The organism is Actinopolymorpha sp. B17G11 (assembly GCF_040196095.1).
GTDB lineage: Bacteria > Actinomycetota > Actinomycetes > Propionibacteriales > Actinopolymorphaceae > Thermasporomyces.
The window spans coordinates 122266-137255 of record NZ_JBEFTW010000015.1; the positions used below are offsets into that span (position 1 = coordinate 122266).

Here is a 14990-nt window from a genome sequence, read left to right on the forward strand (position 1 = left end):
GATCCTTCGTCGTCGAGGAACCGGCAGGCCGACAGTCAGGCAGAGGCGCTAGGTCCCCCACATCTCCATGGGCGTGATGCTAGGACCGCGGTCCTACGTTCGGCACCTGATTTTTCCCCGCGGGGAAGGGAGGATGGGGTCATGCAGGAGGAGGGCAGGGACGCGTCCAGGCGACGGCCCGGCAGCACGGTGCGGGTCCGCGTGCGCGACCTCGACGGCGGCTCGACCCGTGACCGCGACGACCGGCTCGCCACCGAGGAACCCCTGGAGATCCGGGTCGCCTGGCCGGGTGCCCCACCCCGGCCGATCGTCGTGACCATGCGGACGCCCGGCGCCGACTTCGAGCTCGCGGCCGGGTTCCTCCGCTCGGAAGGTCTCGTCACCAGGGCCGACGATGTGGTCCGGCTCGCGTACTGCACCGATGCCAGCCTCACCGCCGAGCAGCTGTACAACGTCGTGACGGTGGACCTCGCACGGGCGCCGGCCGAACCGCCGTCGGCGAGGTACGGCGCCGCCACGGCCGCATGCGGGGTGTGCGGCAAGGAAAGCCTTGCCGAGCTGGAGATCCGCGGCTGTCAACCTGTCCTTGCGGGACCCGTGGTCGAGGCGTCGACGCTGTGTGCCCTGCCGGATCGGCTCCGTGCGGCGCAGGATGTCTTCAGCCGGACCGGCGGACTCCATGCGGCGGGCCTCTTCTCGCCCGATGGCGAGCTTCTCTGCGCCCGCGAGGACATCGGCCGCCACAACGCGGTCGACAAGGTGGTTGGCTGGGCGTTTCTGCAGGATCTCCTCCCGCTGTCTGGCCAGCTGCTCGTCGTCAGCGGACGAGCGGGATACGAGATCTGCCAGAAGGCCCTCGCGGCCGGGCTACCGTTCGTCGCCGCCGTCGGCGCACCGTCCAGCCTTGCCGTCGACCTGGCCGAACGCTTCGAGATGACCGTGGTGGGATTCCTGCGCGGCGAGCGCTTCGTGGTCTACAGCCATCCCGAACGCACGACCGGCCTGCCCGCCGATGCCGATGACCGCCGTGAGGCCGGTGGCGAAGGCGGGACCCGGCCGGTCTAGCCGTCCGCTGAGATCGCCCCGTCAGAGGTCGTGAAGGTGAGTTGAGTGCAGGGATGGTCCACCTCGGGTGGTCCGAGATCGCGGCTACCCATCGGACCGTCCGCCACCTCGGCCACCACCGCGGGCCAGAACTGACCGGCCGCGGCGTTCGCCTGGTCGAACTCCAGGCACCATCGGCCGGGGAACCGCCGGAGCAGTGCGCGGGCGGCCGCCCGGCCGACACCGTGCCGGCGATGCGCCCTCAGGACGAAGAACTCCGCCACCTGGTTGGTCCCGTCGTCCAGTCGCCGCATCAGGGTGAAGCCCGCGATCCGGTCGCCTGCCACGATGAACGACGCATGCCGCCCGGCCTCGACGAAGTAGTGGTCGAGATAGCGGTACGGGTACGTGCCGTGCGGAGTCAGCTCCAACGTCCGGATCTCGGAGAAGTCGTAGAGGTACAGCTGCAGCAACCTGTCGAGGACCGGCTTGTGGCCCTCCCTGACCGCGACCAGCCGAACTTCGGGCGGTGCCGGTGTGCCCGAGGTTCGGCCGCCCGGTGCCTCGACCGCGTCCTCACTCATGGGGCGGAAGCCTGCCACGCGACTCCCGCTCAGGTGTCGTCCACCCGGACGATGCGGGCGCCGGCGACCGTTCCGGCGTAGCGATCGGGTACGCAGGTGAGAAGGATGACCTGGTTGCTCTCCCCCGCCCTGGCCAGCAGCGACCCCATCGCCTCGAGCCGGGTCGGGTCCGACCAGCCGAGCGCGTCGTCGAGCACGACGGGGACGCCGCTCCCGTCCGTGGCGGTGAGCCCGGCGATCGCCAGGCGTACGACGGTCGCGAGCTGCTCCCGTGCGCCGGTCGACAACGACGACACGGGCACGGTCACCCCGTCACGGGTCCGGGTCCGCACCTCGAGGTCATCGCCCAGCGCGATCCCGAACGACGGGCCGTAGACGACCCGGCCCAGAGTCTCGATCCGCTCGCGCAGTGGGGCGGAGTAACGCCGGCGGGCTTCGGTACGGTGCCGCACGAGCGTCTCGCGGAGTCGACGGGCCGCCAACGCACGGCGTTCGACGGCCTCGGCGCGGGTCTCGGCGTGGGCGAGTTCGGCGTGCGCGCGCTCGACTGCGGACGCCAGCCCTTGGACACCTGCCATCTCGAGCCGACCCTCGACCCGCCGCAGTTGGCCGGCGAGATCGTCGACCTGGCTGGCGAGCTGCCCACGTAGGGCGGCCGCCTCGACCAGGCGCTCCTCCAGCCGGTCGACGCCGCTCGCGGCCAGCGCGTCCTCAGCCTGGGCGAGCTGGCCGGCGAGGACGGCGAACTCCGACTCGACCTCCGCTACCGCCGCACTCAGGTCGTCGTCGGAAGCCGTCTCGCGGGCGGCCGCTACCGCCGCGTGGAGATCGTCGCGACGTTCCAGCTCCTGTTCGGCGCGGACCCGGGCGGCGGTCGCCTCGCCACTCGCCGTTTCGTACTGCTTGCGGGCCTGCGCCTCGCGCTCCTCCACCTCGGCGAGGTCCCGGGCGCCTGCCGCCTCAGCCTCCTGTGCCCTGACCAGAGCGGCACGCAGCTCGTCGGAGGACTCCGCCGCCGACCCGTCCGCGTCGGGCGCGGCCCCACCGTCGTCCTGGCCCGCCACCGCGGCGTCCAACCGCGCGCGGAGCAGGTCGCGGTCCGCGATCAGGTCGTCGGCCGATGCACCGTCGAGCCGGCGGGCCAACGCGTCGCGGGCCGCGGCCAGGGCCTGTGCAGACTCCGCACGGGCGCGTGCCGCCCGGCGGACGTCGGTGATGTCGGACACACCGAGATCGGCGAGCAGGTCCCGCTCGTGATGTTCGGCGTCGGCGCACGCGGCGGCCAGCTCGGCGGCACCAGCCCCGGGCCGTACCGTCACCTCCACGATGCCGCGCACCGCGACCGTCGTGTCTCGCTCGACGACGACGTCGACCGTCGGATCGGTGAACGGGTCGCCCCCGACCTCGACCTCGCCGGCGCCCAGCCGCTCCACGACGAGCTTCGGCGAGCCCGCGTGCAGGGCCGCCCGGGCGGTGAGAACGTCGCGATGCGCGGCCTCGGCCGCTTCGAGGACGCCGTCGTCGATCGTGGCCTGGGCCAGCTGGGAGGCCAGCCGACGCTCGTCGGCGCGGGCCGCCTCGACCTCGGCCAACCGCCCTTCCAGAGCTGCGAGGTCGGCCCGGTCGCGTAGCCGGGCCAGGTCCACTTCGAACCGGCGTACGGTCGCGCGGCGGTTCGCCAGGTCCTCCCGGGCCGTGCGCAACGCCGCGGTCCGCTGGTCGAGCTCGTTCTCGGCCGTACGCAGGACACCGCCGGCCTGGCGGGCGACCTCCACGGCTGCCGCCGCAGTCTCCTCGCGCTTCGCCGCGTCGTGACGGAGCTGGTGACGGCGCGACAGCTCGCCACGGGCCGCGATACGACGCTCCCTCGCGAGATCGGCGTCCCGGCGCAGCCGTTCGACCCGTCCGATCAGCTCCGAGGCGGAATGCCGGCGGGACTCGAGCTCGCCGACCCGTGCCGCCTGCTCGGTCAGCCGAGACGCGAGGACCTCCCGGTCGCGGCCGAGACGCTCGGCCCGTTCCACGTCCTGCTCGACCTCGCCGAGCTTTGCTTCCGCGTCCGCCACCGCCACGCGAGCCCTGTCGCGGTCGTCGAGCACGTGGGCGTATTCGCCGGTCGGGCGGCCGGTCGGGGTGAAGTAGCGCAGGAACTCTGCCTCGACGGCACCGACCAGAGGGACCGCGGCGCCGTGGTCGACCTCGCCTCCGGCCACGTCGTCCAACGCGGTGAGCACGGCCGTGACCCAACCGGCGACCGGAACGGCGAGGCTGTCCTCCTGCCCGACGGACAGTGCGGCCCAGAGCGTCCGGTCGACGTGCTCGCCGAACAACCGGGCCGCCTCGTCGTGGGCCTCCCGACCGGTCAACGCCCGGTCGTCCGGCTCGACCCTGAGCTCGGTCGCGCGTTGCCGGAACCATTGTTTGCGATAGTGCAGGCGGACATCGCCGAAGCTGACCTCGGCGGCGACCTCAGTGCCGACGTCCCGCCCCACCGGCTGCACGGCGCGTACCTTCGCCGCCTTCGAATCGTCCGGCAGCTCGAACAGCAACGCGAGCGCTTCCAGCAGGCTCGACTTCCCGGTCTCGTTGTCGCCCACGATGACCGTGACCCCGGAGGTGTCGAAGGCGAGCTCGCGTTCGGTGACGCCCCGGAAGTGCCGCAACGAGATCCGGTGCAGTCTCACCCGGCGCCTCCTGTCGTGCGTCCTGCCCGTGCGGGCCGATGCGTCCGCCCAGAGCCGTGGCTCATGCGACACCACCCGCGAGCCGGTGGAGCAACGCGAGCGCGTCGGCCGCCTGGGTGTCCCCGCCACCTGTCGCGATCCGAAGCTCCTCCAGGGCCGCCCGCGCGGGGCCCGTCACCGGTAGCTCGTCCAGGTCGCCGTCGTCGGGGAGAACCGTCACCGCCCAGTGCCGGTTCCAGCGCTGGATGGCAGCGTAGACCTCCTCCTGCGCCTCGAGCAGCATCTCCAACCTGGTGAGACCGCCGACCGTCAGGCTGCCCTGGACACCAAGGCGTACGACGGTGCGGGACTTGTCCGGCTGTGCTCCCAGCCACGCGGCGAGCTCGTCGAGACCGTCGTCGACGTCGACGTCCACCACGTGGGACCGAAGCCGCCAGGTGCCGACTGACACGGGCGTGACGGTGCACGCGTCGCGAGGACCGACCTCGACCACGAGGACCTCGCCTGGCCGTTCCTCTTCCGGCCGGGTCGGCTCCGGGGTGCCGGAGTACCAGATCCGCCCCGTCTCCCCGACCGACGTGAGCGAGTGCCGGTCCCCGAGCGCGACGTAGTGCAGCCGACTCTCCTCGATCGCCTGCTGCAGCGGTTCCAGCCGGATCAGGGCCGGGTCACCCGAGCTGGCCGCGAGCGACTCGACCTGGCCGTGACCGACGAGAATCCGCACGGCGCCGGCGTCCGGAACCTCCGCCCACCCCTCCACCGCGCCCAGCGGATCGCTCACCGACCGGCGCGTACGCCAGGGAACACCGACCACCTCGACACCGGCGACCGGCCGGCGGGGTGTGGAGTCGGTGAGGATCTCGACCTGGCTGGGAAGGTGCGCCGCCAGCATCGGGCTGGACCAGACCGTGCCGGGCTCGAGGGAGTCATGGTTGCCCGGCACCATCAGCACCGGACACGCGATGGCGCGAAGGGCGTCACAGGCGCGCGAGACCACCTGCCGGTCGACCTGGTTGGCGTCGAAGACGTCACCGGCCACCACCACGAATGCGGCCTTGTGCTCGCGCGCCACGGCACCGATCCGCTCGATGGCGTCGATGCGGGCCTGGCTGTAGCGCGCGCCGGCCTCGGGACCGAGAAACCGCCGCATCATGCCGAGCTGCCAGTCGCTGGTGTGCACGAAGGTGACAGGCGTGCCCTGCGGGCCGGGACGAGTCATCGCAGAGGTGATCGCCATGATGTACCGCACGCTAGCGGGGACCGCCGACGATGCGCGCGCCGCCACGCCCGCAACCGGCGGCACGAGCGGCTCCGAACTCCCGAGCGCCAGCCCAAGGGGTCAGCGCGGGTACGAAGCGGCTGGCCGACCTGGAAGGCTTCTCCGCATGCCGGACCAGCAGCCCACTCCGCCGGACGTGCCTCCCGCCTCCGGACGTGCGTACGCCGTCGTCGACATCGACGGTGTCCTGGCCGATGTCCGACATCGGCTACGGCATGTGGAACGACGGCCGAAAGACTGGGACGCGTTCTTCGCTGCCGCGGCCGGCGACCCGCCGTTCGCCGAGGGTCTTGCCGTCGCCCGGAGGCTCGCCTCCGAGCACGAGGTGGTCTACCTGTCCGGCCGTCCCGAACGGCTCCGGCATACGACCGAACGGTGGCTGGCCAGGCACGACGCACCGTCGGGGCCCCTCCACCTGCGCCGTGACGGGGACCGCCGCCCGGCCCGACAGGTCAAGCTCGGAGTGGTCCGCCGGCTCGCCGCGGCCGCTCCCGTGGCTGTCGTCGTCGACGACGACCCGGAGGTGTGCGCCGCGGTGAAGGCCGCAGGATTCTCCGTCTTCCAGGCGAGCTGGGCATTTGTCGACGGAACGGATGACAACGGTGCGAAACGGACTTTGCGTGAGGCCCAGGAGGGCGACGGACGAACCTGACGCACAGCCCGGATCGCCCGATTTTCCATGGGTTTCGGTGGTAATGACCGCGCCAATAGTCCGCGATCGGTGATTGTTAACGAATTGGCCACACCGTTAGAGTCTGTCCGGTCGCGCCGCGCCAGGCGCGATTACGACCCGCTTCGCCGAGCTCCGCCCAGCGGTGTCGTAAGGCCGATTTCCATCGAGAGGGCGGAGTCGGAGGAACCAACGACGGACCCGCGCAGGCTACGAGGGTCCTTGGGGTGAAGCCGCTTTCGTGCGGCCGGGCATTCCTCTCGCCCGAACCCGACAGCTCACTCCGCAGGCGACGAGAGGGAGCACTCCAGCATGCCCAAGAACGCACGACATCGCGGCGCGAGCCGACCCAGCAGGACCGCAAAGAAGGTGACGAAGACCGCCGCGCTCACCGGTGTGGCGGCCGCCGTGCCCGTCGTCGGATTCACCGGCCTGGCTCAGGCCGCGACGACCGACACCTGGGATCGTCTCGCTCAGTGCGAGAGCAGCGGTGACTGGCAGATCAACACCGGCAACGGCTACTACGGCGGCCTGCAGTTCGCCCAGACGACCTGGGAGGAGTTCGGCGGTACGACCTACGCCGAACGTGCGGACCTCGCCACCAAGGCGGAGCAGATCGAGATCGCGGAGAAGGTGCTGGACGTTCAGGGGTGGAACGCCTGGCCCGCCTGCTCGGCCGAACTCGGTCTCGATGAGAGCGACAAGGCCGGCGACTCGACCACCTCGACGGACACCAGCGAGGACACCGCCAGCCAGGACACCACCAGCGACGACTCCGCTGACCAGGATGCCGCTCGCGACGAGGCGGCTGACCGGACAACCCGCAGCGGGGAGCGCACCGCGGTCTCGGAGGGCACGACCGCGACCAAGCCTTCCGAGCGGGAGACCTACACGATCCGTACCGGCGACACGCTCTGGGACATCGCGATCTCCCACGACGTCGACGGCGGATGGCCGTCGCTGTGGTCGCTCAACCGGGACTCCCTCTCGAGCGGCGACCCGGACCTCATCTTCCCCGAGGAGAAGGTTCGGCTGCGTTGATCCGGCGCCGCTAGCGGCCCCACAGACCGAGCGCCCCGCCTGTCCCCCCGCAGGTGGGGCGCTCGCCTTTCCTGGCCAAGGTTCCCGGCCCCGGGACGGGCACAGGTCGGTCGAGGTCCACCCCGGCCGGCCAGCAGCCAGCTCCCCCTCGACAACTGACCCTTCGCCGACGACAGACGCACGCCCTTGACAACTGGTTCCTGAACCGGTTTAGATCTGAACCGGTTCAGTGAACGACAGATGTCCGGATCCTCACCTCGGGATGTGTGATGGCCAAGCGGCGCCCCACGATCGCGGACGTGGCGCGCCGTGCCGGCGTCTCCAAGGGGGCCGTGTCGTTCGCTCTCAACGACCGGCCCGGCGTCGCCGAAGCCACCCGCGTACGTATTCTCGAAGCAGCTGACGCGCTGGGGTGGCGGCCGAGCCAGCGGGCGCGGTCGCTCTCGGTCTCCCGGGCGTTCGCTCTGGGGTTGGTCATCGCACGGGAGCCGGCACTTCTCGGGTCCGACCCGTTCTTCCCCGCGTTCATCGCCGGCGTCGAGACGGTGCTCGCCGGTCAGGGCCAGGCGCTCGTCCTGCAGGTGGTCGGTGCCGGCCCACCGGAGGAGGAGGGCTACCGGCGCCTCGCGCAGGACGCCCGGGTGGACGGCGTGTTCCTCATCGACCTCCGTCGGGGTGATCCGCGGATCGCGCTGGTGGAGGACCTCGGTCTGCCCGCCGTGACGCTCAACCGCCCGGACACCCCGTCCTCGTTTCCAGCAGTGTGTCTCGACGACCGGCCGGGCATCACCGCGGTGGTCGACCACCTCGCCGGGCTCGGTCACACCAGGATCGCGCACGTCGCCGGTCCGGATGACTTCCTGCATGGGCACGGACGCCGGCAGGCGTTCGTCGACGCGCTCGAGACCCACGGTCTGCCGGAGGCTCCGATCGAGGTCGGCGACTTCACCGCCGCCGGCGGTACCGCCGCCACCCGCCGCCTGCTGGAACTCCCAGACCCACCTACGGCGATCGTGTACGCCAACGACCTGATGGCCATCGCCGGCATCAGCGCGGCCCAGGGCCTCGGCCGCACCGTGCCGGACGACCTGTCGGTCACGGGCTACGACGACACCGAGTTGTCCGCCCACATCCACCCGTCCCTCACGACCGTACGTACGGACGTCTTCGGCTGGGGCCAGGTCGCGGCCCGCACCCTGCTCGCCCTCGTCGACGGCGAGCCCGCGAGCGACGTCGCGCTCGACCCGGCCGAACTCGTCGTACGGAACTCGACCGCACAGTGCCGATCAGCAGGCAGACCATCAACGGGCAGCCGATCAACGGGCAGACCATCAACGGGGAATCCACCAGCGGAGCACAGCTCTACTCCGGAGGACTCATGAAGCGCACCACCCTCGCCACGACATCCGCCGCAGCGCTCGCCGCGACCCTGCTGGCGGCCACCGCCTGCGGTGGCGGCGACACGACGAACTCGGACGCGGCCACCGCCCGCGGACCGATAAAGGTCTGGTACTCCAACAACGAACAGGAAGTCGCCTGGGGCAAGCAGATGGTTGCGGCCTGGAACTCCGCCCATCCGAAGGAGAAGGTCACCGCGCAGCAGATCCCGGAGGGCAAGAGCTCGGAAGAAGTGATCGGTGCCGCGATCACCGCGGGCAACGCACCCTGCCTGATCTTCAACACCGCGCCCGCCGCCGTGCCGCAGTTCCAGAAGCAGGGCGGCCTGGTGCCGCTCGACGACTTCGACGGGGCGACGGACTACATCGAGGAGCGCACCGGCGACCGTGCCGAGCAGTACCGCTCCCCCGACGGCAAGTACTACCAGCTGCCCTGGAAGTCCAACCCCGTGATGATCTTCTACAACAAGGAGATCTTCGCCAAGGCCGGGATCGACGCCGACGACCCGCCGCTCCAGACCTACGACGAGTTCCTCCAGACCGCCAGGACCATTGTGAAGAGCGGCGCGGCCGACTACGCCATCTGGCCCTCACCGACGGCGGAGTTCTTCCAACCCTGGTTCGACTTCTACCCGCTGTTCGCGGCCGAGACCGGAGGCGAGCAGTTGGTCGAGGACGGCGAGGCGACGTTCGCCTCCGACGAGGGCAAACAGGTCGCGGCCTTCTGGAAGAGCCTCTACGACGAGAAGCTCGCCTCGCAGGAGACCTACAACGGCGACTCGTTCGGCGAGGGCAAGGCGGCGATGGCGATCGTCGGGCCGTGGGCGATCGCGTCGTACAAGGACTCGATCGACTGGGGCGTCGCCCCGGTGCCGACCTCCGGGGGCACCTCGCCCGAGGACACCTACACGTTCGCCGACGCGAAGAACGTCGCGATGTACTCCGCCTGCAAGAACCGCGGCACCGCCTGGGACCTGCTGAAGTTCGCCACAGCGGAGGAACAGGACGGCAAGCTGCTCGAGATGACGGGGCAGATGCCGATGCGTTCGGACCTCTCGGAGGTGTACCCGGACTACTTCGCCGCGCACGAGGAGTACGCCACCTTCGCCGCACAGGCCGACCGCACGGTCGAGGTGCCCAACGTCGCGAACTCCATCGAGATCTGGCAGGCGTTCCGCGACGCGTACTCGCGTTCGGTGATCTTCGGCAAGCAGCCGGTGGACGCCGAACTCGACCAGGTGGCAACGAAGATCGACGGCCTCGCCGGCCAGTCCTGATTCAGGACCGGGGCAGGGTCGGACAGGATCGGGCCGTCATGATGATCGGTAAGCCCAGTGGGCGAGCGTCGTTGGGGGCGGTGTTCGTCGCGCCCTACGTCGTGTTCCTCGCGGCGGTCTTCGCCTACCCGCTGGGCTTCGCGGTCTACATGTCGTTCCACGACTACTTCTTCGCCGCACCCGGTGCGATCGTGGAGCGGCCGTTCGTCGGGTTGGCCAACTACGCCACGGTGCTGGGCGATCCGGCGGTGTGGCGGTCGTTCCGGAACGTCGGGGTCTTCCTGGTGATCAACGTCCCGCTCACGGCGGCGCTCTCGCTGGTGCTGGCGACCGCGCTCAACGCCAGCATGCGGTTGCGGGCGTTCTTCCGGGTGAGCTACTACGTCCCCTACATCACCGCGAGCGTCGCCGTGGTCGGCGTGTGGCTGTTCCTGTTCAATTCCGGCGGGCTGGTCAACAAGGTGCTCGGCCCGCTCGCACCCGACCCGTCGTGGCTCGTCAACGAACGGTTGGCGATGCCGACGATCGCGTTGTACGTCACGTGGAAGGGGCTCGGCTTCTTCATTCTTCTCTACCTCGCGGCCCTGCAGAACGTGCCGACCGAGTTGTACGAATCGGCCGCAGTCGACGGTGCGGGTCGGTGGCGGTCGTTCTGGGCGGTGACGGTGCCGGGAGTTCGGCCGGCCACGACGCTGGTGGTGCTGCTGGCGACCATCACCGGGGCGAACCTCTTCACCGAGCCGTACCTCCTCACCGGGGGCGGCGGACCCGACGGAGCCTCGGCCTCACCGGTGCTGCTGATGTACCAGCGCGGCATCGAACAGGGCAATCCTGACATCGCCTCGGCGATCGGCGTCATCCTCGTCGTCGCCGTCCTGCTCGTCGCGCTGCTGCAGCGCCGGCTGCTGGACGAGAGGTGAGAGCATGACCGTCAAGGACACCTTGACGCCCGGTCGGCATCGTACGGCCAGTGCCATGCGGGACCGTCGCACGAGGTCCCGCCGGCCAGCGGTGCTGCGGTTCGTCCTCCTGCTGGTCGGGGCGTTCGTATTCCTGTTTCCCTTCTACTACATGCTGATCGGCAGTCTGCAGGACGAGCCCGACACCTCTCCCGCGGGCGCGTTCCCGGCGCCGGGCAACCTCACCCTCGCCAACTACCGCGAGATCGACGGGGCCATCGACCTGCTCCGCTCGCTCGTGAACTCCGGCCTCTTCACCGGCGGAGTCATTCTTGCCACGGTGGTGTTCGGCGTCCTGGCCGGCTATGCCCTGGCCCAGTTGGAGTTCCGCGGCTGCGGTGTCGTCTTCCACGCGATGCTGCTCGTCCAGGTCGTGCCGTTCCAGCTGCTGATCATCCCGCTCTACGTCCTGATCGCCCGCAACTACGGGCTGGCCGACAACTACCTGGGAATGATCCTTCCGTTCGCGATCAACTCGACGGCGGTCTTCATCTTCCGGCAGTACTTCCTGCAGCTCCCCGCCGAACTCTTCGACGCGGCACGCATCGACGGGGCCGGCGAGTTGGCGATCCTCGTCCGGATCGCTGTTCCCCTTGTCAAGCCCGCCTTGCTCACCGCGGTGCTCCTGACCTTCATCGGTCCGTGGAACGAGTTCCTGTGGCCGTTCCTCATCACCAAGGAAGCGGACATGCAGCCGCTCGCGGTCTCCTTGGCCAGCTACATGGACAGCGTCGCGGCCCGGGCGGCCAACCCGTTCGGCGCGATCCTGGCTGGTGCGTGCGTGCTGGCCGCTCCGGCCGTGGCGCTGTTCCTCGCGTTCCAGCGCCACTTCGTCTCCACCAACCTCGGCAGCAGCGTGAAAGGTTGAGCAGTTTGACACAGCAGGACACCTCCCCCGTTTCCACGAACGGCCCCGCCCTTTCGGCGACATCGGTTCCGTACACCCTCACCCGCCTGGGCGTGGTGATGGCGCCCGAACCTGGCAACGACCTCGAAGCCGCCGGCGTACTCAACCCCGCCAGCGGTCGTACGCCGGACGGCCGGCTGCACCTGCTCCCCCGGCTGGTCGCGTCCGGCAACGTGTCGCGGGTGGGGCTCGCCGAGGTGGTGCTCGAGGACGGCGTACCGGTCGGCGTCGAGCGCCGCGGCGTCGTACTCGCCCCCGACGAGGGATGGGAACGCGGCCTCGCCAACGCCGGCGTCGAGGATCCCCGCACGACGTGGATTCCACGGCTCGGCGTGCACCTGATGACCTACGTCGCCTACGGCCCTCTCGGCCCGAAGCTCGCGCTGGCCGTGTCGGAGGACCTGTGCCAGTGGCGGCGGCTCGGGCCGCTGCACTTCTCCTATCAACCTGACCTTGACACCGACCTGAACCTGTTTCCGAACAAGGACGCGGTCTTCTTTCCCGAGCCCGTACCAGGTCCTGACGGCGAGCCGGCGTACGCGATGTTGCACCGCCCGATGTGGGACCTCGGCTGGTTCCGCCCGGGCGAGGGCGTCCACCTGCCGGCAGGGGTCACCGACGAGCGTCCCGGGATCTGGGTGTCGTACGTCCCGGCAGCGGCGGTGGAGCGCGACCTCGGCGCCCTGGTGCACCTGCGCGACCACCGGCTCGTCGCGCTGTCGGAGTACGCGTACGAGGAACTCAAGATCGGCGCGGGTCCGCCGCCGATCCGGGTCGAGGAGGGCTGGCTGCTCCTCCACCACGGCGTCGCCGGACACATTCCGCCCGGCTGGGACCCGACCACCCAGCAGGTGCGCTACGGCGCGGGCGCGATGCTGCTGGACCCGTCCGACGTCACGAAGGTCCTCGCCCGCACACCCACGCCGATCCTCGAACCCGAGACGGCGGACGAACTGACCGGCACCGTCGCGAACGTCGTCTTCCCCACCGCCGTCGAGGAAGTCGACGGCGTGCGTTACGTCTTCTACGGCATGGCGGACGCCAAGATCGGCGTCGCCCGGTTGGAGCGGATCCCATGAACCTACGCACGGCCCCGCGCGTACGCACGGCCCAGCAGGTACGAAGGAAGCTCCTTGCCGGCATCGCCGTCGCCGGAGTCCTGGCGGTCGGAGCGGTCGGAGCGATCGCCGGCGCACCCGCCACCGCACCTGCCCGTGCGGCCGAGCCGCTGACCAACCTCGCGCATCTGGACTGGCTCCGCGATGAGGTGGCCCCGCCACGGCAGGCGCGGCACACCACCTACCGGCTCGGCGAGGAACCCGACCTCGGAGTGCTGTGGACCTACGCCGACCGCCAGGCGGACGGTACGTACAAATGGATCGGCGGCGGCACCTACGACCCGGCGACCGACACCTACGGGCAGGGTGCGTACAACGCCGACGACATCAGCCGCGCCGCCGTCGTCTACCTGCGGCACTGGCGGCAGACCGGGGCGACGTCCAGCCGAGACGCGGCGTACGACCTCCTGCGCAGGCTCACCTACCTGCAGACCGAGACCGGGCCCGACGCCGGCAACGTCGTGCTGTGGATGCAGCCCGACGGCACCCTCAACCCGAGTGCCGAGCCCAAGGAGGAGCCGGACCCGTCCGACAGTGCCGATTCGTACTGGCTTGCCCGGACCCTCTGGGCGCTGGGCGAGGGATACGCGGCGTTCGAAGGCTCGGACGATCAGGAAGACTCCGCATTCGCCGCGTTCCTGCGCGACCGGCTCGAACTCGCGCTGGACGCCGTCGACCGTGAAGTCCTCAACCACCACGGCGACTGGCTGGACATCGACGGCACCCGCGCACCCGCCTGGCTCATCGCCGACGGGGCTGACGCCACCGGGGAGGCGCTCCTGGGCCTTTCCGCGTACGTGCGGGCGAGTGGTGACCCGCACGCCCGCGGAGTCCTCGCGAAACTGGCCGAAGGCGTCGCCGCGATGCGGGCCGGTACTCCGCGCACGTGGCCGTACGGAGCGGTCCTTCCCTGGTCCCTGTCCCGCGCCGTGTGGCACGCCTGGGGTGGACTCGCCCCGGCGGGTCTTGCCCAGGCGTACGACGTGCTCGGCGAGAAGCGCCTACGTGACGCCGCGCTGTCCGACACTGCGTCGTTCACGCCGCACCTGCTGATCGCCGCCGGCCCGCAGAACGGCTGGCTGCCCACGCCTGCCGACCAGGTACAGATCGCGTACGGCGCACAGTCGCGGGTGGGGTCGCTCCTGGCCGCGGCCGACGCCGGACGCCGGCCAGCCCTGCGGACCGTCGCCGGCGTCGCGGCCGCGTGGTTCTTCGGGAACAACCCCGCGAGGACGCCGATGTACGACCCGGCGACCGGCCGCACCTTCGACGGCGTGGACGGCACCGGCACGGTCAACCGGAACTCCGGAGCCGAGTCCAGCATCCACGGCCTGCTCGCAATGCTCGCCCTCGACGCCGCACCCGAGGTGGCCGCAGTCGCCCGGTCAGCCGATGTCGCCGAACGCCACACCTGGCAGCTGGTCGAGGCCGAGTCCGGCGTCCTGGCCGGCGACGCGAGCCGGCACGAGCCGGCCGAGGCCTGGACCGGCGAGAGCCTGTGGAGCGGAGGCGCAGGCGTACGCCTGGGCCGGGGTGGCAGCGTCACGTTGGACGTCGCGATCACCGGGCCGAGCGTCCTGATGCCGGTAGTCGAGCTGACACCGGGCACGGGCGCCAGTAGCTGGGGGGCGGGCGCCGACGATCTGGGAACGGTCGACCACGGCAAGGTCGGTGCCCAGGGCGACTCACCCGCCCCCGGCCTCCTCGCGGTCCGGACCCTGCCGCGGACGGTCGACAAGGTGACCACCGTCACGGCCACCGGTGCCCACGGTTCGGCTCTCGTCGACGCCCTGCTCGTCCAGCCCGAGGTCGAACATCTCGTCCTCGAAGGCGAGGGTCACGCCACGGCGCTCCTGCGCAGCTTCGCCAGCGGCACCCGGACCACCACCGTCAAGGTCCCGGGTTCCGGCACGGCCGCCGTCACGGTCCTCGACGAAACCGGGCGAACCGTGCGTACGCACACCACGACGGACGCCACTGTCAAGGTCACCTTGCCGGCAGGTTGCAGTGCGGTCATCCGCCGCTGAAGT

The 14990-nt window shown here is 70.6% G+C and carries 12 protein-coding genes and 1 riboswitch; of the genes, 9 read left to right on the top strand and 3 right to left on the bottom strand.

The annotated features are described in order from the left end of the window. The first annotated feature begins 141 nt into the window (after positions 1–141). Entirely contained in the window at positions 142–1065 is a 924-nt protein-coding gene (gene fdhD / locus ABN028_RS17265) for a formate dehydrogenase accessory sulfurtransferase FdhD (protein WP_349697272.1), read from the top strand. On the opposite strand, the gene ABN028_RS17270 is transcribed toward fdhD, so the two are convergent. The 3 genes from ABN028_RS17270 to ABN028_RS17280 all read right to left on the bottom strand — a co-directional run bounded on the left by ABN028_RS17270 (position 1062) and on the right by ABN028_RS17280 (position 5549). Next, positions 1062–1628 carry a GNAT family N-acetyltransferase gene (locus ABN028_RS17270; protein ID WP_349697273.1) on the bottom strand — a complete coding sequence of 189 codons (567 nt, stop codon included), beginning with the start codon at positions 1626–1628 and terminating at the stop codon, positions 1062–1064. The two genes, fdhD and ABN028_RS17270, sit on opposite strands and share 4 nt — an antisense overlap. 29 nt (positions 1629–1657) lie before the next feature. Next, positions 1658–4312 (bottom strand): ATP-binding protein, encoded by a 2655-nt coding sequence (locus ABN028_RS17275; protein WP_349697274.1) that lies wholly within the window; start codon positions 4310–4312, stop codon positions 1658–1660. 61 nt (positions 4313–4373) lie between these two features. Beyond that, on the bottom strand, positions 4374–5549 hold the full coding sequence (locus ABN028_RS17280; RefSeq protein ID WP_349697275.1) for a metallophosphoesterase family protein: 1176 nt from the start codon (positions 5547–5549) through the stop codon (positions 4374–4376). A 148-nt stretch (positions 5550–5697) separates the two neighbouring features. Here ABN028_RS17280 and ABN028_RS17285 point away from each other — a divergent pair, with 148 nt between their 5' ends. From ABN028_RS17285 to ABN028_RS17320, 8 genes are all read left to right on the top strand, one after another. Next, a complete protein-coding gene (locus tag ABN028_RS17285) occupies positions 5698–6243 on the top strand; it encodes a phosphatase domain-containing protein (RefSeq protein WP_349328097.1) in 546 nt (181 codons plus the stop codon). Between the two features lie 162 nt (positions 6244–6405). After that, a riboswitch (cyclic di-AMP (ydaO/yuaA leader) is annotated at positions 6406–6569 on the top strand. Positions 6570–6573: 4 nt separating this feature from the next. Beyond that, entirely contained in the window at positions 6574–7302 is a 729-nt protein-coding gene (locus tag ABN028_RS17290) for a transglycosylase family protein (RefSeq protein ID WP_349328096.1), read from the top strand. Between the two features lie 269 nt (positions 7303–7571). Then, positions 7572–8684 carry a LacI family DNA-binding transcriptional regulator gene (locus ABN028_RS17295; RefSeq protein WP_349697276.1) on the top strand — a complete coding sequence of 371 codons (1113 nt, stop codon included), beginning with the start codon at positions 7572–7574 and terminating at the stop codon, positions 8682–8684. Then, positions 8681–9976, top strand: a complete 1296-nt coding sequence (locus tag ABN028_RS17300; protein WP_349697277.1) for an ABC transporter substrate-binding protein — start codon at positions 8681–8683, stop codon at positions 9974–9976. Before ABN028_RS17295 ends, ABN028_RS17300 begins: the two co-directional genes overlap by 4 nt. Positions 9977–10014: 38 nt before the next feature. Then, positions 10015–10896, top strand: a complete 882-nt coding sequence (locus tag ABN028_RS17305; RefSeq protein ID WP_349697278.1) for a carbohydrate ABC transporter permease — start codon at positions 10015–10017, stop codon at positions 10894–10896. Positions 10897–10900: 4 nt separating this feature from the next. Beyond that, positions 10901–11803, top strand: coding sequence for a carbohydrate ABC transporter permease (locus tag ABN028_RS17310; protein ID WP_349697279.1), 903 nt, complete (start codon positions 10901–10903; stop codon positions 11801–11803). Continuing rightward, positions 11800–12921, top strand: coding sequence for a glycoside hydrolase family 130 protein (locus tag ABN028_RS17315; RefSeq protein ID WP_349697280.1), 1122 nt, complete (start codon positions 11800–11802; stop codon positions 12919–12921). The genes ABN028_RS17310 and ABN028_RS17315 overlap by 4 nt, the downstream gene beginning before the upstream one ends. After that, positions 12918–14987, top strand: a complete 2070-nt coding sequence (locus ABN028_RS17320; RefSeq protein ID WP_349697281.1) for a hypothetical protein — start codon at positions 12918–12920, stop codon at positions 14985–14987. The genes ABN028_RS17315 and ABN028_RS17320 overlap by 4 nt, the downstream gene beginning before the upstream one ends. Positions 14988–14990: the final 3 nt, after the last annotated feature.